The sequence below is a fragment of the Streptococcus chenjunshii genome (genome assembly GCF_003086355.1).
Classification (GTDB): Bacteria; Bacillota; Bacilli; order Lactobacillales; family Streptococcaceae; genus Streptococcus; species Streptococcus chenjunshii.
In genome coordinates this window covers 179795-199696 of record NZ_CP031733.1, presented here as the reverse complement: position 1 = coordinate 199696, position 19902 = coordinate 179795, and the positions used below count along the sequence as shown (strand labels likewise).

The window sequence follows — 19902 nt, the reverse complement described above, 5'->3', positions numbered from 1 at the left end:
AACCATAGAATAAATGCTGTGGTATACGAGCCCACATCAATGTGTTGACCGACTAAATCTTTGTATTTTTGGGAAACATAGGTCTTTCTGACAGTATGCAAGCCGTTTCACGCGGAAGCAGCTAAGTGAGAAGCGCGTTGCCCACCTGCGTTAATATGCGGGTTCAATACAAAACGCGGGCTACCGGTACCAATACAGCTTTTTTATTGCCTCCTTAGCTCAGTTGGTAGAGCAGTGGACTCTTAATCCATGGGTCACAGGTTCGAGCCCTGTAGGGGGTATGGTATATTATCGCCAAAAAGCCCGTCATTTCGGGCTTTTCTTTGTGCCTTTTTTCCTTTGGCCCATGTTTTGGCCCATGTTATTTTTCTCCCGCTCAAACCACTCATCACGTGTTTCATCTAACAAATGCACATATGTCTCACGCAATGTTGTAGTATCCTTATGACCAAACCATTTAGCCAAAACTTCAAGCGGAACACCCTCTTGAACTTTAATACTGCCATAAGTATGACGGCCACCATAAACTGTTATAACCGGCTCAATCTTAAGCTTTTTCAAAATCCTTTTTAAACAAGTATTTAAAGTTGATTCGTCAGGAACAGGGTGTTTTGCTCCAATCTGAAAAAAAACAAATTGCTCCTCATTTTCTAAACCAAGCAGTTTCAACATTCTTTCTTGCAAAGATTTTAATTCCAAGAAAACTTCCAAAACTTGACTATTTAGCGGACAGCTTCGCTTAGATGGATTTTTCCGATTTAACTTACGATAAAAATGGTCATTCTTTGCTGGTACAAACATATGCTTCGAAGAACTCCACCGTCTATATGTATAAACTTCCTGATTCTCAAAATCAAAATCCGGCCAAGTTAATGCCAAAGCTTCTGAAGGCCTTAAACCAACTGTAAAAATAAGATATATAACAAACAATAAAACCGTTCTGCGATAATCCATATGAATCAGCAAATAATCAATTAACTTTTCATAATCTGCACGACTACTAAGATACTTCTTCTCAATATCCTTAGGTCGTTTTTGAGAATGTAACTTAATGTTAAGAACAAATCTATCATCTACATTAATTAAATCTCCTTTAGCAAACTCAATCGCTTTAACAACATTAGCATGCATGCGTCCAACTTCATTGATTTCATAATGTTCTCCATAACGATTCAAAAACATTTGATAATCTGACCTTCGAATTTGACTAATCAAACGATTTTGAAAAAAATCCTCAATCCAGCCTAATCTCTTGCGATAACGTTTCTTTGTTTCGGGATCCAAAGGCTGAGGGTCAATTTCAATTTGCAGCCACCTTTCAAACAAATCAGGCAATGTTAAATCAGCAAGCTCAATATTATAATCCCCTTGCTCAATCATTACTTCAATCCGTTTTGCAGCTTTTTCAGCCTCTCTCTTCGTTCTATAGCCATTTTTATAAAATGTCCGATGTTTTTTTGTTTTAGGTATTTCAAACTCCCAAACACCTCTACGTTTCCTTATTCTAGCCATTGTGAATTTTCCTTCCCAACACCTTAAAAATATAATCTTGTGGGATTTCTGCTTTTCGTTGTTTTCGGTAAAACTCAAATCCATCAGCCACCAATAAAGCTTTTGCTTGATTTATCACCTTAGAAGCTCTATAATCACTCATTTCTTTTAGCAAATCTTGCTTATTTACCGTATCTCTCATTAATATCACTCCCTCTACAAAAAAAGCAAGCCATTAACTTGCTATAAACGTTTATATGTAGCCTCTTTCTATAAAATAAAAAAGCCATGATTTCTCATGACTTCACCCCATTGATAAAACTAATTCGCCTTCAAGATAAGGAACTTCACAATCCATGGTAACATCTTCGAATTCATCTCCATCACCCCAAGCAATTGAGTAGCCATTATACTGCAAATACACTTTACTAAAGGCACCCTCATCTTTCAAATAATGAAAAGCTTTTATTGTCCTTATATCTTCCTGAACATTATAGATAAATGTTTTACCATCCTCATAAGTAACCTGAATACAATAATTAGCCAAAGCCTTTACTGCAATTGCTCTTACTCTCATATGAAAACCGCCTTTCAAAAATCAGATTGCCATAAAGTTTCTAAATAATCCTGATGGTTTGATAAATATAGCTGCACTTCTTTAAACTGTTTACGAGGCAATTTCCCTCCTGCTAACTGTTCCCCATCAAAAGCAAAAGAATAATCTTCGTCTTTATATAAAACATGAACATGAGGACGATTATGCCCCTTTTCTCTATTATTCATATAAATTCTCAACCCATTATTAAGATATATCGTTGGCATTATTATACCACCTTTCTAAACAAAAAGAAAAGCCATGAATTCAATCATGACATACATTTATTTTCCTCAATTCCTTGCCCCACAAATAACTATACATAACCTTATTTACCAATCACATAAGTAAACTGATTAGCTGCTGCTTTATCAAATGTACGATAGGAAATAACTCCCAACCCATTGGCATTTGATTCTGAAATAAGGATAGACCCGTCTGACTTAACTTGCTCCACAAAAGCAATATGACCGTATGTCCCATCAGCACCGGCTTGACCTGGCGCAAAACACAGAGCCGAGTGTTCTGTTGGTGTATTGGTCGTTTGATAACCAGCTTTACTTTTCCAGTCGCCACCGTTTCCCATATAAGGGTCAAAAGTAATTCCTAATTCTTTAGCACGATTAAAGACAAACCATGTACATTGCCCCCAAGGATAACTTGAGGCTACATAACCCGATGTATCAATTGCTTTAGTTAAACTATAACCCTCAGGCACCCCATCAGCGCTAACACCCCCACCATCTCTCGTTTCAGCAGACGACTCACCGCCTGAGAGTGTGTCTTTAAACAAGTCATACCACTTTTTAGCATCTTTTTTCAATTGTTCAGCCTTAGTCTGACCATCAGACAATGCAACACCTTCATAATGTTCAGACCAAAAAAGCGCTGCTTCCGCCGGATCAGTAGCTTTTTGCATTTCTTCTTTAGACTTACTGTAAACCCCATTAAGCTCCGTTGAAAGCAGCTCCAATTCAATATCCGCGTCAAGCTTCTTTTCTCTGGCTTGACCCCAACGGTTGCCGTTAATTGTCGACGACCAGCCAGACCATTGGAAGTAACCAGCAACACCGCCACCCGTATTAACCGCTTTTGGGTCAAAACCGCTCTCACGTTCTGCCACCGCTAGAACACCCGTAGCGCCAGCCACACTAAACTCCTCTTTTGAAAGAACATAATTTAGTATTTTTATCACGTCAGCAGCCCTCTCCTCAGAAATCCCCGTCTTATCTGCAACTTCCGAAGCTGTCAATGTTGTCAGCTTTCCGGATAATGTTTCCGCATTACTAGGCGGGCCACCTGTCACACCGCCAATAATTAAAAATAATAATAAAGCAGGCACAGCAATAATAATGATAATCCATTTCTTCATAGGCTATCTCCTCTGATTAAACAATTCTTCTTTAACAGCGCTGGCATTCTCTCCATCTTCACTCACATGAGAACGTTCTTTCTGATTTTTAAATAACGGAGAAACATTTCCTGTACGTTCCATAAAACGCTCTTTATCAAACTCTCGTTTAACATGTCGCTCAGCTGACCGACGATTAGAAAAGACCTGTTGCTGCTCCTGAATTTTGCTCTGTCCATCTTGGCTGTTTCGATAGCGGGTCCACTCATTAGCCTGTTCATCTCTTTCCTGACGGCGCTCACGGCGTTCCATCTGCCGCCGCTGTCTCTCCTCATAACGTTGCTGAACAGGACTGCTCGTTTCTCCAGCCAAATCATGATAACCGGCCCTTGCCCGTTCAAAACGCATAGCCGAAAACAGCTGGTCTTTTGTCGCACCAATATTATCAACTACTTTTTGACGAAAATCAGCTCGCTTATATTGCGCATAAGCCTTCTCTGGGCTTTCTCCAGCACCATAGCGCAATCGATCATAAGCTCTGACTAACCCATTCTTACCGGCACGGGTCAATGTTCTAAAGCGTGATGGCCGCCGACGGTCAGTTGCCAATAAATCATTATAACCCGGATAAAGCGGTTCAGTGCTCTCTCTTTGAGCACTATAATCCTCTGATGACATATTATCCATACCAAAAGCCAGTTTATCACGATGAAAAGGGTGATATAGCTCACGATTAGACATATATGACAGACCTTGCTGAGCTCGGTCTTTTAATTCTAAGGCAGACAAGGTGCCACGTGTAAACAAACTACCTAAAGCCCCTCTAAACAGATAAATTACCCACCAAATCAAACCTTGTATGATAGCCGACCAACGATAAGCGTCAGAAAGACTATCAGCAGCCGCTTCAATCAAGGTATTAACAAATAAAAAGCCTCGAATAAAAAAGAGCCCTAAAGAGCCTAACAAAGCAAACTGCAACATTTTTTTACCGGCATTACCAATAATATGCCCAAGACCGGGAGCCATCGCAATCAGCGCTAAAATGACCGAAAAGACAATCAAAATCAGTGTTAAATTTTTAAAAACAAGAGACATCAAGCCTAATAAAATCAGAGCAAAGCCAATAACAATCGCTTTAAATAAGGCCGCAAAAGCCACCATAAACTTTGTTCCAATAGCCGTCCAAGACAGGCGCTGATAATCTTTCGCATCATTTTTAGCAAAATCTTTAACTTTATCGTTAGCCCCTTTTGACTTAAAAAGTTCATAAGCCATTTCTTCTGTTCCTTCACTTTTATCAGCTTTTTTAACCTTAGCCATATCAAAATTAAGCGCTAAAAAAGGCTGATAAACCAGCGTATCAAATATAGCTTCCCGAACCGCATTAACCGATTTTTCGCTTGTATCGCCAATCTTATTATTAACGGTACCATCTACCTCATCAAAGTTAGCAATCGCCTTACTTGTCAGCTCAGAACCAAAAGTATCTACCGTTTTAACGACCTTAGACAAATTATACTTAGCTTCATAGTCCCCACCAAAATCCATTGTATGGTCACTTTCAGAGTATAGCACTAAGGCTGTCAGCCAAACTAGAATAAAGGAAAAAACACTCAAACCAATCCGGCGATAACGTAAAAACTGATAGGCCATCACACAAAGCACCATCACCACAATAGCCATGCCAAAGTCAGCCATGAAAGTATGAAATAACTTAGCCGAAAACTCAACCACTTTATCTAGGCCACCATAAACTTTGGCACTAAAAACAGTCGACAGAACAATAATAACTAATATGTAAATAGCCTTTACCAAGAAAAAAATGGCCTGAACAATACTATTCACAATCTTTGGGAAAATCTCACCTGTCCCCCAAAAGCCACCATCTTCTACATAAACATAAGACGTTAATGCAGACAAATCACTAAGATCTGTAGAGGTTTTCGCTTTCTCTAAAGCACCTTCAGCCTCTGCTCTATTTTCAGCCGCTTCTGAAACCGAGCCAATCTTCTCATCATAGCTTGTTAAACTTTGTTTCAGCTCTGCTAGCTGACTGCTCTCTTTATACTTTTTTTCATTATCTTCCACAAATTTACTGACAGTTACATAATGGCCTTCTAAAGCATCTACATCTTCTAAAGTCGGATTGTCCTTTTCCAGAAGCGTATCAATTGCGTCTGCCGCCTCTTTAGCGGTCTGGTAATTATCATCATCTTCAATCTTTTTTTCTTGTTTTTCCTTCTTATCAGCCTTCTCCTTTTTAGCTTTCGCTTTTTGACCGGACGCTTCCTCAACATTTGGTGGCTGATAGCCAGTATTGCTATCGCTAGAGCCGGGAAAAGAACCGCTGCTAGGTGTCGTTCCATTCCCCGTTGACGGCGTTGTTCCATTTCCGTAAACAGTCGCAGAACTAAACAGACTGATAAAGCAGACTGCCAGCACTAGCCACTTTCTAAACTTCATCCAATAGCCTCCATTTCTGATTCAACTGTTTTGAAAAGCTCTCCAAATTCGGGCAACAAACCATCTACTGTAATGCGTTCAACACGGCCGTAAGTGTCCTTATACAAACATTGTGCCTTAGTCATTTGGTTGAACCAACGTTTGCTTTCTGCAGTCACATCTACTTTTAACCGGCGCAAAACCTTTTCATCAGCTTTATCTGCGTCATTATAGAAGCAGAAGTAGGTACCAAACGCATTAGCCTCACCATTTGCACGATTTGAATCGTCAGGTTCCTGACTGACAAAAATTAAAAAGTTATTTTGAGACCGACCAACGCGTTTAATCTTATCAACGATTGCACGACCGTACGAAGTAACTTGCATAAACCAAGCTTCATCAATGTAGATTGCTGTTTCTTTTCTGTAATCCCGCTTTCCAAACTCTTCACAGAAGCGCCCCAAAGCATACATAATCACTAAGGCCTTTTTATTTTGGTCTGTCAAACGCACATGTTCATTAGCCGGCAATTCCAAACCAGCAACCTCTAGTATTGTATTGCGAGCGGTTAAATCAACAGCAGGATTTTGACCTTCACCAAATACAAGTCCTAACACAGAATTTTTAATTTCTTCGATTAACAAATCAGCCGTTTCTTTAACAGCTATATTTTCTGACTGCTGTAACTCTTTGAATATAGATAAAGTCCCAACCTGCTCACCTGCCCAACGTTTCCGACTGTATTTATCAATCAAAGGCAGTAAAGCAATTTTAAAAGCTTTTTCATTATCCATATTAAGCAACTCACCTAACATGGAAACAATTAAGTCTTTGGCTTCCGTTTCCTTAAGAAAAACCAAAGGATCCAATACCCCTATATTTTTAGGGTCATCACTGTCTAAAGTCACAAAATTAAGACTTCTAATATAACGCTGCAACTCAGGAAAACGCTCCTCATCTTCCAACTCTTCTAAAACTTCTTTATAACGTTTCCGCTTTTCAGCTTTAGGGTCAATGTACAATGTCTGACTTTTTAAGAGCGATGAATACAAATGAATAAGACTAACCAAAAAGGTCTTTCCAACACCAGAATCACCGGAAACCTGAATATGAGGATTAGAGGTTTCTTTGCCATCTACCCCCTCTTTATTAGCCTCAAAAAGATTGAAAAACACTGGCTTATCACTGGCTTCCAGAGCCTCTTCATAATTAGAATGCCAAGATTTAATCCGACTATCAATTTTTCCAAGATAAAAGCCGGTTCTTTGACCGACTTCTTGATTAACAAAAAAGAGATTTTCTGCAAATGCTGATAACTCAACATGCTGCACAAAATTTTTATCACTGGCTGACAAAAGCGTACCAAACTTATTCTTACCAAATAAATACAGCTGGTCTGCATTAGCACGAGATAATGCTAAATGAGCATTCTTGAGATTTTTTATCAAATTGTCAATTTTCTTAAGCAAGAATTGATAATCACTGTCAAAAACAACAAAGGTCTGCAAATACGAAATCATCGGGACAGCGTCATCAATTTTTTGCTCCATATTCTCAACCAAAAACTTCGAGCGAGCAATAGACTTTTTACCAACAGAACCTGCTTGAGCTGCCTCACCTTGTGCATTTTTCAAGCGAGCCCTAGACACCCGACCTTTATATCTAATATTATGATTAGGCAACCCCTTTGTTTTTGAAAACCGAGCTTTTGTAAAAACCTCTACCGGAAATCCTAAAGTCAGAATTTCATCAAAAGTATGAATATAAGACATATTTTCTGGACTTCGAGCCAAAGGAATAAAGGCTACATAATTTTTACCAGAATCATTATGAAATTCTAAAACACTTAACTCATCAAAACAAATAGAAGTATCTCCCAGATTATCAATATAGCTATCCACCAAATTTAATTCATGTTCTTTGTCGAAAACCAAAGTTCTCAAATAAAGATAACGATTGACAAAAATCGTCTCCATCGTTGACAAAGCCTGAATATCTAATATATCCAACTGCTTTTCCAGCTCAGCTTTAGCTAAATCATAATCTTTTTGCCACCCCTCAAAAACAGTAGATTGAAAACCAAGATATTCCACCATACGAGCAGCAGAAGTAGTCACCGAATCTTTAAGCACAGTCTTTAAATCAACCGAAACATTCAAAGATTTTAAAGGCACTGACATAAAATAATGATAATCACACAACTCCTGCTGATACATCAACTTTTCAAAAGACTTATCCAATATTGTATAAGCCAAATCTTCCGTTTCATCATGGGCAAAATCTTTTGCTAACCTAATATAACGAGATTCCAATTCCTTTGAAAAAGGCAACATCACAATATCAAAATCAACATAAGGTTTTATATTTTCCAGCATAGCTGCAACAGCTTCTTTAGCTGTTTCTTGTTTCTTGCGATCAACTTTATTAATCACAAAAGGTTTAATCTCATATAAAGCAAAAACACTTCCATCTTTTTTCAGCAGCAAATTATCCTGAATATCCGCAATATCATTTCCTAACAACATATCATTATTTATTAAAGACACGTTTAACCTCTCTTTCTAGAATCTGCTTTTGCTTTCTGTACAACAAACCATTGTTAAAATAGTACATTTTAGCCTTTCGGCCAAAACGAAAGTAAAAAATAAGATAGTCCACAAAAAACTTCACAAAATTCTTTTCATCAATTTTTAAGTCAGCTACTAAAATAGACAAATAAACTGCCCCAGCTATACCAAAAACCAGCCAAAAAGGAAGAGGCAGCGGCGTCCACTCGCCTAACTTTCTGCACAATAAAACGGCTAGCCCCACAAAAAGAACTAGCCAAATCAGAGTGGACATTTTCACTGCATAAGGAAGAGACACTCTATCCGTAATCTTCTGAACCCAAACTGGCTGATTCAAAGCTTCTGTATAGTTGTAAACCTGTTTGTCCGGCCGCTGTTCCTTTTCCATACTTAGCTCCTTCCATTAATTAAACGTCACCCGATCTGCTACCCACGTCAAGCCACGTCCTAGTAAATCGGTGTAGCGTTGAGGGTCCTTAGAAACTGCTGCTAATGCAAAACCAATGAGTACCGTCGCAATTGCTTTACCTGCAGAACGGCTTTTAAAATAAACAATAGCACCAAATAAAATCCCAGCACCAACAAACACCCAATACAACCACTGATTAGCTACATCTAAATACAGCTGCTCCATTATTGCACCTCACTTTTATATTTTTCTACAATGCCATTAACCATTTCTTTTACATGATAAGTTTCTCTGTTCTTATCTGTTGTTAAGTACAACGTGAAGTTTTCCGAAAAAATCACATCAAACTTATCCGAAAAGCTAACTTGAGCAATCGCAACTAATTGCTTTTCTTCTTCTACAAAATAAAAATAATCAACCGACACAAATTTAACTCCCCCTAATGCCTTAACATTTTTTGAAAAAGGGGATAACTGTGTATCATCTCCACTACAATAAGCTTTAAAGAAGGCTTCTACATAACGCTTAGCCTCATCATAATCTCCATCGCTGTAATCCTGATTTTTTAACTGATAATTACCTTTGATTTTTGCAATATAATTATCCCAATTAATAAAATAAGGCAAGTCAGACACATAAAACCTACCATTTTTCTCTTTATAAGGGACACTAATGACTTTTGTTTCAGACAGCCACTCATCTTCTTGTTTAACCACATAAGTTACTCGATAAGTAGCCACTTCATCAGTTGTTTCAACCAAAACAAAATTTGTTAACTGCCTTTCTTGCCAGTTAGTATTAATACTTCTAATATCAACACCAGGCCCATAATAATCAGAAATATTTTCATCACCGGAAAAATAAGCTGTTAAGAAGCCTGTCATAAATAGATTAATCTGATTAGCATAAGCTCTCTTTTCACCATTTGCAGCAACAACCTGAGTTTGTTCTGGCTTCTTAACAGCCCGAAATGCATTAGACATAATAGTCAACGCTGATAACAAAATTAAGCCAGCAATAAAACCAACAAAAATCCTATTAGCTGTAGTTTGACTAATACGTTTAAGTTTTACCTCAACAAGTTTCTTGTCTGCCTTTCGAAATTTAACATTTTTATTTTCACTCTTTACAAAAAAAGAGCGTATCCGACCAAAACTTTTACTGATAAAATTCTTAAATTTACCCATCTTACTCCTTTCTACAAACTTTTAATATAAAAACCTTTTGTTGTATTCAATACAAGGCCTGTTTCTATGTATGCTTGCACTAAACCAACCCAATTACCGCAATTATAAAAAAGGCTAACCGCATAATCACTGCCTTTACCCTTCAAAAAATATTTGACAAGCTCCTGTTCATTCTTGGTCAAAAAAGTATAATAAGCTGATAAAATCTGCTTTATACTAGCCTGTTTTTTCAATAAATATCTAACAATAAAATCATCGCTATCATAAAGTTCCAAAACACATTTCTTCAAAGCATAAGCTTCTTTCAAACTCATCACACGGTCAACACCCCAATCAGAAAAACCACAAACAAAAAAGGAGTCATCTCTAAACCCCCGTTCTCTCATTCTTTCTCTGACTTGCCCTTCACTAAACCGCATGAGGTCCAACTCACATAAAGCAATTGAACCAGTCTCATCTCTTACCCGTACAGTCGCAATCATTCCATCACCACCCTAAACGATAAAAATGTTTATTTCTAGGACTATTAAACAAAAAATTAAGCAATCCATAAACTGGCACTCTTAATAAATTGATATTTTCATCAGTGTTAGCTGCATAAACAAAATTTTCTAACCATTCTTCACCTTCAAACTTAGTCAACCTAATCCGCAATAATTCATCGCATTCCCCCACAACCCAAGCTTCAATATTAAACTCCCTAAATCTATACTGGATATAATCATCAACTTTAAGCATATTCCCCCTCATAAACCATAATACTCATATATGACTTCAATATTATGATTACCAACAAAAGCATAGCCCTTTTTCCTAGTCATAGCACGCAAACAATCTAGTTTATTAGCATTTGATCCAGCCTTATGCTCACTATAAAAATAAAACCAATCAAACCTTAACCTCTCCTCATCACTCAACAGAGCAACATAGCATTGTTCCATTTCAACCCTCCTTAAAAATAAAAAAGCGATTAGCCGTTTAAAACTAATCGCTTAGATTATCAACTATCTAAATTCAGCCAATTTATGACCAATAGCTGATTGAGCTTTATGTGCCTTATTAATCACATTATTTTGATAATAATAAGATTTTAAATGTTGATTGAGCATATCAAGCATATAACTTGGCAACGTAAGACCTTCTCTCGATTTTAACAAGCCATTGAGCTCTCCAGCTTTTTCCCACGATTCCTCATATTTATGTGTTGTTAGTAATTCTGCAAGCTCCTGAGCTACATGCAATACTTTTTTATCTTGTTCATTTTGTGCCATAATTTTCAACCTCTCTTTTGATACAACTCTTTCTAAATACAACACCCACCATTTTCACCATTTTTAAGATGGACTTCTATTTTTTACAGTCATCTAATCCCCTTTAATAAAAAATCAACTGCTGATTATGGTCTACCACAACATCGCCCGGTCGAACATCTTCAGGCAACGAATAATAAAGCCTTCTAGCCTTTTTAGCTAACTGTTCCAACTCTTCAAGCCGCTGCCCTAAAACACCAGACATTCTCCATATTTCAAATGTAGCCTTAATATGATACAATTCCTGCACTTTCTTATTGAAATCAGGCGCCATCTTATATTCATAATCCAATATTTGTTCCCATGTCAGCCATTCTGGCTTTTCATCATCTTCAAACAATAACCAATACCTTTTCATCTCTGCAATATGAGTTACAACATCACCAGCCCACAATCTTGACTCATTTCTATGCCCATTTCCCAAAAAATAATCACAATCACTCCGCAAACGATCAAGCATAGAATATCTAAACCTCAAATCTTCCATAAATCACTCCTTATTAAAGTACTAATTCCGCATAACCAGTCTTCACTAGTAATTCAGCCACCCATCTTACATTAACTGACATAAGCTTTAAAGGCTTAACAGTCAATTCATCATAAAAACGCTGCCTTGCTTCTTGCCTAGCTGCCTTCTTAACTGCATTTTGCCGGTGTTCACCATCATTAAAAGACACCATGCTAAATTGTTCAACATATTTCAGCTCTAAGTCTTTTTTAGGCTGAATATAAAGCAAACCCCAATAATCAATTAAATCCTTAACTAACTCAAAATCATAAAATAGCAAATAAAGTTCTTCATACCCCGACCTAAGCACCTGTCTTTGAATAGGCCGATTAAATTTTTCAGGGACATTAATAAAATTATATCTGACCGATAAGGACATCAAAATCAACTCCATTTCGTTCACAAATTTCTTCTGCTAGTTTCGTATGTTTGTTACTCAGATAAGCCTCAGAAATGATTTCTGATAACTCATCAGTCTGATAAACCATATCTGCAATTTTCATCAATTTCAAAGCACTAGAAACTTGTTTTGTCACCCAATGTTTAGTTCTGGCATAGTCAATTTGTCGAGGCCGTGTCACAAATTTAAAACCTTTTTGAGTGCCTAACAAGTTATCCCACGCCGTATCATAATGACCTTCCCAATCCTTAACTTCAAAATAATTATTTAAAATCCGCGCCCCAATTTTGGTAAGGTCAGATTCCATAACATACCATTCCTTGAGCACATCATAGGCCTTACTATCATGCAATTCAATCTCATAACGATTTTTAAAATTATAAACTTCACGGATATATTCCACCGAAACATCTTTGAGCAAAGCCTGCTCATAATCTTTTTGATAAAAGCGTATCATCAAACTAGACTGCCTGCTACCAAAATTCAAAGTCAACCCTTGATTGACAAAACGATTTTCAACTTTCTTCAACCCCTCAATAGCAGTAAAAGTTTTAATCCGACGCATAACAATTTTATTATCAAAAATCCTTGCCTTAATATCATACAAATCAAGATTTCCAGATTCTTTATAAAGCTCATCTAAAGCGATATCAAAACGAGGAAAGGCTAAAAAATCTTCTAACAGCCTATCTTTACGCTCATTTTCCGCAAAAAGAAATACATCATGCAAAAACGAAAACCAATTCCGGCCTTGCTCAATAAGCAGAAGTTCCAACTCACGGCAACCACCGCCTGTTAAATCAATCAATGTTCCTGTCTCTGCTTTTTTCACCGAATCTGAATAAAGCACACGAATAGCACCATAAGTCACCATATGACTATAACTATAGAGCGCCTTTTCTTCCATAAAAAAATCAATAGGCTTCAACTTCAAAACATTTTCAATCACAAGCTTATAATCTAAAGTCTTGAAACGGATTTTCAGCCAATCAACAGACCCCTCTAATTTAGTTTTAGATTTACGATTTAAAAAATGAAAAAGCGTCTCTTCAAACTCTTTAGTTATATTACGCTGACCTTGCTCAATATTGCGATAATTATAATAACTATAACCAATAATCGCTGCCATCTTTTTTTGGGTAAAACCTAACTCAAGCCGTATTCGCTTCAAATCTGCATGACTAATCACAAATAATCTCCTTTCTATTTCTTAAAGCATTTAAGAGGTCATTTTTAAGGCTTGTGTTAGTTTTAACCCCCCTATTAGTATCGGGGGGTTATTGAGAAGAACTGTGCTTCCAGGTCGTACCGGGGCGTACGCTGGCTCCCTTTGGTCGCCAGCTGCCCCTGACCTTTCAGCACAGCACTCCTCAATAAAGACTACAATAGCATTAAGCAGCCTCTTCATTTTTAGAAAAAAAGTCGCTAATGACTTCTTTATAACGCTTCTCACCAGCTTCTTTAGTTTCAACAATGGCAATAATCATATCAGATTCAACAGGAGTAAAACTATATTTCCCTTCATCATCACGGCCAAATATATAATAATCTCCTTCCTCAACTAACGAAACAACATGTTTGACTTGACTAAAACTTTTCGATAACCGCTTAGCTAAATCATCTAATGTTTGATGTTGCTTAGTCGCTTCCTCAAACACACTGTCTATAGGCAATTCTTCAAGCTCTTTCAAAACACCAGCAAATTCATCAGGTGCTTCTGATTTATGATAAGGCACAAGGTCCTCAGGTAAAGCTTCAACCGCTTGAAAAGCTTCCAAAAAATCAAACCCTTTATCAAAAGGCACATAAGGCGAAAAGAATTCTCCAGCCATCTCACCCGCATGAGCAAAATAGCCACGACCTTTAAATTTCTCACCGTTAATCTCATCAATATTTTTGAAATTCTTATCACGGTTAGCGTCTCCAAACAGCATAGTATAACCAGTATCTTCAAGCACGCCTACAGAAATCCGTATCATAAAATTATCTCTCAAGGCAGTTTTGATAAATTCACCGTCTGGACGCTGCAAGCCTTCGATGACAAATACACCGGCTTGACGTCCTTTTAAAATTAATTGAGTTAAAAGCTGTATCACTTCAGATAGCATTTTATAATCATTATCCAGCATTGCGATAAAAGCTGCCCACTCATCAAAAATCAAGAACATAGGACGTAAACCATAATCAGAATATTTTTTACCAATACGATTATCAGGGTGCTGCGCCATAAAACGATACCTATCAACCATCGTAGTCACATAATCACGTAAGCAACCAACCATTTCCTCTTTGCCAGAATACACATGATTTTTAAAAACAGGCGCTTTCTTCAAAACTGTTAAATCCGATTCTTTAGGGTCACACAATGCAACATCGCCAACTTTAACCAAAGCTAAAGCTATAGACATTAACAAAACCGTCTTACCACCGCCAGTTCCGCCTGCCACCAACATATGAGGTTGAGAATCAAAATCCCACCAAATATCCTTCATAAGCCGTAAGCCATTCTTATCCACCTTCACATCAGCAATATTCAAGCGAGACGAAAAACGATCAATCGCTAAATGATAGTAAGTATAACCTTTAATCTCTTTACGGTACATAAAATCACCGCCAAAAGTTATTTCCAACTCCGGGCCGAGTTTTAGAAACTTTTCCTGGAACTGATTGCCTTGCAATTCAAAGAAAACATCAACCCCAAACTTACCCTGCTTCAAGTAAACTTTTGGCAGCAAAATTTTAGTCTTCGTAATAGACCCGTTCTCCTGCTTAATAATTACTTCTTTAGTTGTGTAATAATTATGGCTAATCAAGAATCGACGTAACAAAAACAAAGAGCGCAGTCTAGCAAAATAAAGCACATGTACTTCCAGCTTTAAAACCAGCAGGACAACTAGTCCAAAAAGCAATAATAAACTAAATAAAGCAACGCCACCATATAAATAAGGTTGCTGCATAACCTGTACCTGATGGAAATAAAGCAAAATTCCGACTGACAACAAAAAAGGGAAGAAAAAAAGGGCAATTTGAGTGCCCCTAGCATACTTGTAAATATTCCTTACCCTTTTGCCTTTATAAACATAAACATCAGCAACTAACCAATGCATGATTTTCTTTATCATAAAAAATCCCTTAAATCATATCATTTCTCTTGCTTATCTTTAGAATCTGCCCTAACAACATCTGCAGCACGCAGCTTCACACCACTAGTCACAACCCTACGATTATTCACCACCTCAGAATTAGACCAAAAACGAGCAGTAGGATTAACCAAATTTACCACATCATTATAGTTTTTTTCAGGTGTCATCTGAGCAACCTTTGCTTCTGGAGAAACAGTCACCGTTATATTCCCATTAACAACAGAAGAATACAATTTTACATCAATGTAATCAACAATATCTGTTTCACGGCGACGTTCTTCACCGGTATTTTCATCAACATAATCTTCCCAACGCTTTACAGGTACATTCTCCAAAAAATTAAGAGTTCCAAGTGTCTTTACAACATCAAACTTATTAATCACATCAGCAGCATACTTAATAGCCATAATCTATTCTCCTTTTCTTATCACAATTATTTATTCTTAATCACACGCATTTCTTCAGCAACAATCACATTCTCCCGCTTACGCTTTCCACCAAAACGGAATTGACGATGTTCAATCGCGATACCACGAGGAAAAACAATCTTTTGACGTCCTTCAGGTACATCACTCATCTTAAAGCCTTCAACGATTAAATATGCAGAAGGCTCCTTACGACTTGAAATTTCAAAAACACGATAAGAAACAGGATTATAATCATTAGCCCTAACTTCTTCAGTCGCAGAAGCAAACACTTCATTTCCTAAAACTTCATTTTGATCCACATAAACTTTTTTAATATCCATAAAAAAACCTCAATTCATTTCACTTTATTCTAAAAAAATACACAGACAAAGAGAAAAACAATAGGAACAAGTACGAAATAAAATAACCACTCTAAACCGCTATCACTCATTTCCCCTTTATCTTGCTGTTTCATTCTTTGATACAATCTTGACCCTCTATTTTTCACATTAACCTTTTAACCTCTTTCTACAGGAGCCCTTACTCTAACCATCTATTCCCCTTTTTAAAAAAACAAAACATAAAGTAAAATACAGCAAAAAATAAACCACAAACCCCAAAGTAATTTAAAAACTAAAACCACAAATTCTTGTTCTTCCTCATCAGTTCCTTTTTTATCTACCATATCAACCCCCTACATAACTTTCATACAAACGCTCTTTAAAGCGAGCAACACTATCCTTTAGTTCAGTCTTAAACCGCCCTTCTTCATCACACAAAAAAAGACCATCAAGTTCCTTCAAAGATTCTTGATAGCATTTTTCACACTTGGTTACATTGCCTTTATAAATAGCAAGAGAAAAACTAAAACGATTAAATATCTGTTCCATCTTTTTTTCAAAATAATCCATAAACATTTCCTTTCACAAACTCAAATAAAACCTTTTTATTACCTCACTATAAGGCTTAAGTAAGTAATAAGTTGACACTTTATCCTGTTCCATAAAACGCCGATTCAGCCTATCTAACTCCTTCAAACTTTCTTGGCACAAACGTTTTAATAAAACAGTATTTGAACGATAAATGCCAACTGAAAAAATAAAATTTTCATAAACCCTGCGATACGATTTTTTATAATAACCCAAATTACCCTTCATTTCTTCATGTATTAACTCCTTTCCTATACCAATGAACTAATTTCCGCCATTTCCGCCTATTTGCCAAAACAAATTGCAAAATCACATGCTTGCCACCCGCAAAAACAATAAAATCACCATCATACAGATGACTACGCAATACATCTATGTCTTCCACAGGCAACTCTACAGCAATACATTCATTTCTACGTTTACCTGATTTTAAAAAAACAACATCTGTCCCATCAAAAAAGACAGACACATAAGTCCGCCTACATCTACTTTTTAATAGCCACAGCAACCGCTGCTTAATTAAAAACTCCTTAGCACTTAACATTTCAGCCTCACTTTCATACAAAAAAACAGTTATCAAACCGCCTTTTTAATCAATATATTCAGATAATTCATTCCTAATGTGCTTCAAAATACTACGGATTTCCTCAGATTCTCCATACATTTCAAACTCACCTAATTTTTGTTCAAATCGACTAATAGCACTCAATAGATTAGAGGATTTATCATCTTGTTTCCTATTTAACTCATGATTTTTGACCTTTAAATTAGCGACCTCAGCATTAAGAGCAGCATTCTGATGGACAACCTCTTCCATAATATCTATTGTTTCTAATATTTCTTTAGCACGAGACGTATTTTGATACAAACTTTTACGAGCCCATTTTTCTTCCAACATCGCCTCTTTAAGATACTTTGTATCACCTTTGATAGATTCAGTTCGAGTTGTAATAGCCTGTCCCTCACTAGAAATCTTCTCTTGTAAACCGCCATGTTCTTTTGTCTGTGCTGTAAATTCTCTCAAAATAGCCTGTGTATCTCTAGAATTTTTAAGAATACCACCTATAACTCCAGCAAGAGCAATAATAACCGTTAAAAATGTTGCTAAATCCATAATAGAATAATCTCCAATCATTTTTTCCTCCTATTCTATCATACTTCAATATATCCCACAAAAAAAGACAGCTATAAAGCCATTACAACAAACAATCATCTCTTCTTAACAAAATAAAAAATGATATAATAAAAAAATCACAACAAAAATCCTTTGTTTCTACTTCCATTAAGCAAATAGTCCCTACTCAAAAAATATAATAAAATTTAAGGAGAACTTCATGCCTATTGACTTCTCAACTATGTCACCTTATTCTATTGACTATAACAATTTAATGAAACAACTCGAACTATTCCCAATATTCACTAACTTCAATCTCCAAAAACAATATCTAAACCAATGGAAAATTACCCTTAAAAAAGCTGATTCAAACAGCACTAAAATTCTCAAACAACCCAATAAATTAAAAGCCCTTCTAAATACTCTCAGCACAGAAGAATCATTTCAACAACAAACTATTTTTGGAGATAACAACATAGCTATTAATTTCAACATCACTCCCCTTATTGAAATAGCTAAAAAAAATAAACAATATGCCTCTGATATACCACTAACTTACTTTGAAAAATCCAGAAAATTTGTCACATGGACACCTGTTCCAAAAACCGATAGCAGAACTCCTAAAGATCTTCCTATCCTACTAGTCCATTTTTACAATGCTCAGGCATTCGGTTTTCTTCTCGTTGATGGAAATCACAGACTATCACAAGCTACTAAAAATCATCAAAAAACTATTAAAACTCTCATTTTAAGACCAAATATAATGCTAAACGACAATTTTTTCAGAAGTAAATTCGATAAATTATTTTTCATTTTTCAAAATGAACTCTACTATCTTTATCATTGTAAAAAAAACCACCAAATGAAAGACAAAGAACTTTTATCACGAAGTTATTTAACAAACTCAAAATTTAATTTTTTTGATGTCATACCTGATTTAAGCGCAGACTTGGAATAAAAAAACCTTTTCCTTCACCAGCTTCTCCCATAATAAAAATATTAGGATTGACACTATTCTTTTGAACAACATCTTCACCTACTAAATCTATTCCTCGACTATTCTCAAGGCTATAAAAAATTTCTCCTCTCAATAACAAACACTCCCTTCATTAATAGCCTAAAACTCAATAAGCTCTGGAAAAACTGCTAAATTAACAGTCTTTCCAAAACAAAAAAGCGACTTACAAAGCCGCTTTTTATTTTAGTGTTAGCACACTAATTCATCTAAAATACATGCTCTTATCTTCGCACATTTCAAAAATTTGTTACTTTTCTATAGCAATATTAGTACACTCTCTGTTAATATGTACTTCTCACTCACTATAGACTAGCTTACCGCCTATGCTTACCCCAGCAGAACTTATCTTACCTCTCAGCATTTCCGACGCCACCAACGCCAGCAGTTCCCAATGATTTATCCAAGCCGGCTCATTAGGCAAAAGCCGAGTACGTTTGATAACAGACTTAGCAGAACCTAGCTTGCCTTTTATTTTATCTTCTAATAAAATAATAATTACAACAAACTAAATAGAACAAAACAGCTTGGGCAGATGGTCTCCACCCCTTGCTGGATTTTTATTCCTGAAAAGGAAATAAGAAAGAAGGTAAATTATATGTACATTTCGGATATTCTAACAGAAATTCTTTATGCTATCGTAAAAGGCATTCTTACTCTAATTGGTCTTTATATTGAACAAATTCAGAAGCGCCCTATAATTACAATAGGATTAACAATCCTCTTTATCCATAACTGGCTATAACTACCTCACCAGCAAGCTAAGCTCCAATAAATCTGCTATCAACTCCAGCCCACTCTTGACTTTTCCCAAAAAATAACATATAATCTAAGTGCTTATGTTAGATTAGTGTGTTATTCAGTCTTGCCTAGCGGGACTGTCTGACGCACTTTTTATTTAATTGTCAAAGGTCAAATTTTATCATTTGCCTAACCCTACTTCTGTATTATTTCATCAAAATCAATTCTATTTCACAATCTGAGTAGTGCCAAACAAACTACATAAGCTATTGCTTATATTAATATTTTAT

At 36.3% G+C, this 19902-nt stretch carries 25 protein-coding genes, 1 tRNA gene and 1 other RNA gene; 3 read left to right on the top strand and 24 right to left on the bottom strand.

Annotated elements, in window-relative coordinates; genetic code table 11:
* Nucleotides 1-10: 10 nt before the first annotated feature.
* Nucleotides 11-205: non-coding RNA, 6S RNA (gene ssrS / locus DDV21_RS01195), on the top strand.
* Between the two features lie 3 nt (nucleotides 206-208).
* Nucleotides 209-281, top strand: a tRNA-Lys gene (locus DDV21_RS01190).
* A 25-nt stretch (nucleotides 282-306) separates the two neighbouring features.
* Here the strand turns inward: DDV21_RS01190 and DDV21_RS01185 are convergent.
* The 23 genes from DDV21_RS01185 to DDV21_RS01065 all read right to left on the bottom strand — a co-directional run bounded on the left by DDV21_RS01185 (nucleotide 307) and on the right by DDV21_RS01065 (nucleotide 17877).
* Nucleotides 307-1512, bottom strand: a complete 1206-nt coding sequence (locus DDV21_RS01185; protein ID WP_116878643.1) for a tyrosine-type recombinase/integrase — start codon at nucleotides 1510-1512, stop codon at nucleotides 307-309.
* Nucleotides 1505-1693, bottom strand: coding sequence for a DUF3173 family protein (locus DDV21_RS01180; protein WP_116878642.1), 189 nt, complete (start codon nucleotides 1691-1693; stop codon nucleotides 1505-1507). Before DDV21_RS01180 ends, DDV21_RS01185 begins: the two co-directional genes overlap by 8 nt.
* A 102-nt stretch (nucleotides 1694-1795) precedes the next feature.
* On the bottom strand, nucleotides 1796-2068 hold the full coding sequence (locus DDV21_RS01175; RefSeq protein WP_116878641.1) for a DUF2442 domain-containing protein: 273 nt from the start codon (nucleotides 2066-2068) through the stop codon (nucleotides 1796-1798).
* Between the two features lie 14 nt (nucleotides 2069-2082).
* A complete protein-coding gene (locus tag DDV21_RS01170; protein WP_116878640.1) occupies nucleotides 2083-2313 on the bottom strand; it encodes a DUF4160 domain-containing protein in 231 nt (76 codons plus the stop codon).
* A 101-nt stretch (nucleotides 2314-2414) separates the two neighbouring features.
* Nucleotides 2415-3458 carry a phage tail tip lysozyme gene (locus tag DDV21_RS01165; RefSeq protein WP_116878639.1) on the bottom strand — a complete coding sequence of 348 codons (1044 nt, stop codon included), beginning with the start codon at nucleotides 3456-3458 and terminating at the stop codon, nucleotides 2415-2417.
* Between the two features lie 3 nt (nucleotides 3459-3461).
* Nucleotides 3462-5903: a DUF4564 domain-containing protein gene (locus DDV21_RS01160; protein WP_116878638.1), complete on the bottom strand. Its 2442-nt coding sequence runs from the start codon at nucleotides 5901-5903 to the stop codon at nucleotides 3462-3464.
* The gene (locus DDV21_RS01155) at nucleotides 5900-8428 is read right to left on the bottom strand and encodes an ATP-binding protein (protein WP_310590873.1); all 2529 of its coding nucleotides are present in this window, start codon (nucleotides 8426-8428) and stop codon (nucleotides 5900-5902) included. Before DDV21_RS01155 ends, DDV21_RS01160 begins: the two co-directional genes overlap by 4 nt.
* Nucleotides 8412-8837, bottom strand: coding sequence for a conjugal transfer protein (locus DDV21_RS01150; RefSeq protein ID WP_116878637.1), 426 nt, complete (start codon nucleotides 8835-8837; stop codon nucleotides 8412-8414). The genes DDV21_RS01155 and DDV21_RS01150 overlap by 17 nt, the downstream gene beginning before the upstream one ends.
* A gap of 15 nt (nucleotides 8838-8852) precedes the next feature.
* Nucleotides 8853-9083 (bottom strand): TcpD family membrane protein, encoded by a 231-nt coding sequence (locus DDV21_RS01145; protein WP_116878636.1) that lies wholly within the window; start codon nucleotides 9081-9083, stop codon nucleotides 8853-8855.
* Nucleotides 9083-10045, bottom strand: a complete 963-nt coding sequence (locus DDV21_RS01140; protein WP_116878635.1) for a conjugal transfer protein — start codon at nucleotides 10043-10045, stop codon at nucleotides 9083-9085. Before DDV21_RS01140 ends, DDV21_RS01145 begins: the two co-directional genes overlap by 1 nt.
* 11 nt (nucleotides 10046-10056) lie before the next feature.
* Nucleotides 10057-10527 (bottom strand): hypothetical protein, encoded by a 471-nt coding sequence (locus DDV21_RS01135; RefSeq protein ID WP_116878634.1) that lies wholly within the window; start codon nucleotides 10525-10527, stop codon nucleotides 10057-10059.
* Nucleotides 10528-10531: 4 nt separating this feature from the next.
* Nucleotides 10532-10783 carry a hypothetical protein gene (locus DDV21_RS01130; RefSeq protein WP_116878633.1) on the bottom strand — a complete coding sequence of 84 codons (252 nt, stop codon included), beginning with the start codon at nucleotides 10781-10783 and terminating at the stop codon, nucleotides 10532-10534.
* 8 nt (nucleotides 10784-10791) lie between these two features.
* On the bottom strand, nucleotides 10792-10986 hold the full coding sequence (locus tag DDV21_RS01125; protein WP_116878632.1) for a hypothetical protein: 195 nt from the start codon (nucleotides 10984-10986) through the stop codon (nucleotides 10792-10794).
* Between the two features lie 63 nt (nucleotides 10987-11049).
* Nucleotides 11050-11316 (bottom strand): hypothetical protein, encoded by a 267-nt coding sequence (locus DDV21_RS01120; RefSeq protein WP_116878631.1) that lies wholly within the window; start codon nucleotides 11314-11316, stop codon nucleotides 11050-11052.
* A 103-nt stretch (nucleotides 11317-11419) separates the two neighbouring features.
* A complete protein-coding gene (locus DDV21_RS11705) occupies nucleotides 11420-11842 on the bottom strand; it encodes an LPD11 domain-containing protein (RefSeq protein WP_162886266.1) in 423 nt (140 codons plus the stop codon).
* A gap of 13 nt (nucleotides 11843-11855) precedes the next feature.
* Complete coding sequence (locus DDV21_RS01110) at nucleotides 11856-12257, bottom strand: hypothetical protein (RefSeq protein ID WP_116878630.1); 402 nt, start codon at nucleotides 12255-12257, stop codon at nucleotides 11856-11858.
* Entirely contained in the window at nucleotides 12220-13452 is a 1233-nt protein-coding gene (locus DDV21_RS01105) for a replication initiation factor domain-containing protein (protein ID WP_116878629.1), read from the bottom strand. Before DDV21_RS01105 ends, DDV21_RS01110 begins: the two co-directional genes overlap by 38 nt.
* Nucleotides 13453-13654: 202 nt before the next feature.
* Nucleotides 13655-15385 (bottom strand): FtsK/SpoIIIE domain-containing protein, encoded by a 1731-nt coding sequence (locus DDV21_RS01095; RefSeq protein ID WP_116878627.1) that lies wholly within the window; start codon nucleotides 15383-15385, stop codon nucleotides 13655-13657.
* Nucleotides 15386-15405: 20 nt separating this feature from the next.
* A complete protein-coding gene (locus DDV21_RS01090; RefSeq protein WP_116878626.1) occupies nucleotides 15406-15813 on the bottom strand; it encodes a DUF961 family protein in 408 nt (135 codons plus the stop codon).
* A gap of 26 nt (nucleotides 15814-15839) precedes the next feature.
* A complete protein-coding gene (locus DDV21_RS01085) occupies nucleotides 15840-16154 on the bottom strand; it encodes a hypothetical protein (RefSeq protein WP_116878625.1) in 315 nt (104 codons plus the stop codon).
* A gap of 345 nt (nucleotides 16155-16499) precedes the next feature.
* Entirely contained in the window at nucleotides 16500-16724 is a 225-nt protein-coding gene (locus DDV21_RS01080) for a TetR family transcriptional regulator (RefSeq protein WP_116878624.1), read from the bottom strand.
* 250 nt (nucleotides 16725-16974) lie between these two features.
* Complete coding sequence (locus DDV21_RS01070) at nucleotides 16975-17286, bottom strand: hypothetical protein (protein ID WP_116878622.1); 312 nt, start codon at nucleotides 17284-17286, stop codon at nucleotides 16975-16977.
* 45 nt (nucleotides 17287-17331) lie between these two features.
* Nucleotides 17332-17877 carry a hypothetical protein gene (locus DDV21_RS01065; RefSeq protein WP_116878621.1) on the bottom strand — a complete coding sequence of 182 codons (546 nt, stop codon included), beginning with the start codon at nucleotides 17875-17877 and terminating at the stop codon, nucleotides 17332-17334.
* 199 nt (nucleotides 17878-18076) lie between these two features.
* Here DDV21_RS01065 and DDV21_RS01060 point away from each other — a divergent pair, with 199 nt between their 5' ends.
* On the top strand, nucleotides 18077-18814 hold the full coding sequence (locus tag DDV21_RS01060) for a hypothetical protein (protein WP_116878620.1): 738 nt from the start codon (nucleotides 18077-18079) through the stop codon (nucleotides 18812-18814).
* Here DDV21_RS01060 and DDV21_RS11700 read toward each other — a convergent pair.
* Nucleotides 18783-18947 carry a hypothetical protein gene (locus DDV21_RS11700; RefSeq protein WP_162886264.1) on the bottom strand — a complete coding sequence of 55 codons (165 nt, stop codon included), beginning with the start codon at nucleotides 18945-18947 and terminating at the stop codon, nucleotides 18783-18785. The two genes, DDV21_RS01060 and DDV21_RS11700, sit on opposite strands and share 32 nt — an antisense overlap.
* Nucleotides 18948-19902 lie beyond the last annotated feature (955 nt).

Excerpts from the sequence above, each read along its gene's own strand:
- DDV21_RS01170 (WP_116878640.1), bottom strand. The coding sequence starts at position 2,313 with ATGCCAACGATATATCTTAATAATGGGTTGAGAATTTATATGAATAAT.
- DDV21_RS01060 (WP_116878620.1), top strand. The coding sequence starts at position 18,077 with ATGCCTATTGACTTCTCAACTATGTCACCTTATTCTATTGACTATAAC.
- DDV21_RS01090 (WP_116878626.1), bottom strand. The coding sequence starts at position 15,813 with ATGGCTATTAAGTATGCTGCTGATGTGATTAATAAGTTTGATGTTGTA.
- DDV21_RS01130 (WP_116878633.1), bottom strand. The coding sequence starts at position 10,783 with ATGCTTAAAGTTGATGATTATATCCAGTATAGATTTAGGGAGTTTAAT.
- DDV21_RS01135 (WP_116878634.1), bottom strand. The coding sequence starts at position 10,527 with ATGATTGCGACTGTACGGGTAAGAGATGAGACTGGTTCAATTGCTTTA.
- DDV21_RS01065 (WP_116878621.1), bottom strand. The coding sequence starts at position 17,877 with ATGATTGGAGATTATTCTATTATGGATTTAGCAACATTTTTAACGGTT.
- DDV21_RS01175 (WP_116878641.1), bottom strand. The coding sequence starts at position 2,068 with ATGAGAGTAAGAGCAATTGCAGTAAAGGCTTTGGCTAATTATTGTATT.
- DDV21_RS01160 (WP_116878638.1), bottom strand. The coding sequence starts at position 5,903 with ATGAAGTTTAGAAAGTGGCTAGTGCTGGCAGTCTGCTTTATCAGTCTG.
- DDV21_RS01070 (WP_116878622.1), bottom strand. The coding sequence starts at position 17,286 with ATGTTAAGTGCTAAGGAGTTTTTAATTAAGCAGCGGTTGCTGTGGCTA.
- DDV21_RS01125 (WP_116878632.1), bottom strand. The coding sequence starts at position 10,986 with ATGGAACAATGCTATGTTGCTCTGTTGAGTGATGAGGAGAGGTTAAGG.
- DDV21_RS01145 (WP_116878636.1), bottom strand. The coding sequence starts at position 9,083 with ATGGAGCAGCTGTATTTAGATGTAGCTAATCAGTGGTTGTATTGGGTG.
- DDV21_RS01120 (WP_116878631.1), bottom strand. The coding sequence starts at position 11,316 with ATGGCACAAAATGAACAAGATAAAAAAGTATTGCATGTAGCTCAGGAG.
- DDV21_RS11705 (WP_162886266.1), bottom strand. The coding sequence starts at position 11,842 with ATGGAAGATTTGAGGTTTAGATATTCTATGCTTGATCGTTTGCGGAGT.
- DDV21_RS01180 (WP_116878642.1), bottom strand. The coding sequence starts at position 1,693 with ATGAGAGATACGGTAAATAAGCAAGATTTGCTAAAAGAAATGAGTGAT.
- DDV21_RS01095 (WP_116878627.1), bottom strand. The coding sequence starts at position 15,385 with ATGATAAAGAAAATCATGCATTGGTTAGTTGCTGATGTTTATGTTTAT.
- DDV21_RS01110 (WP_116878630.1), bottom strand. The coding sequence starts at position 12,257 with ATGGAGTTGATTTTGATGTCCTTATCGGTCAGATATAATTTTATTAAT.
- DDV21_RS01165 (WP_116878639.1), bottom strand. The coding sequence starts at position 3,458 with ATGAAGAAATGGATTATCATTATTATTGCTGTGCCTGCTTTATTATTA.
- DDV21_RS01080 (WP_116878624.1), bottom strand. The coding sequence starts at position 16,724 with ATGGATTATTTTGAAAAAAAGATGGAACAGATATTTAATCGTTTTAGT.
- DDV21_RS01185 (WP_116878643.1), bottom strand. The coding sequence starts at position 1,512 with ATGGCTAGAATAAGGAAACGTAGAGGTGTTTGGGAGTTTGAAATACCT.
- DDV21_RS01140 (WP_116878635.1), bottom strand. The coding sequence starts at position 10,045 with ATGGGTAAATTTAAGAATTTTATCAGTAAAAGTTTTGGTCGGATACGC.
- DDV21_RS01085 (WP_116878625.1), bottom strand. The coding sequence starts at position 16,154 with ATGGATATTAAAAAAGTTTATGTGGATCAAAATGAAGTTTTAGGAAAT.
- DDV21_RS01150 (WP_116878637.1), bottom strand. The coding sequence starts at position 8,837 with ATGGAAAAGGAACAGCGGCCGGACAAACAGGTTTACAACTATACAGAA.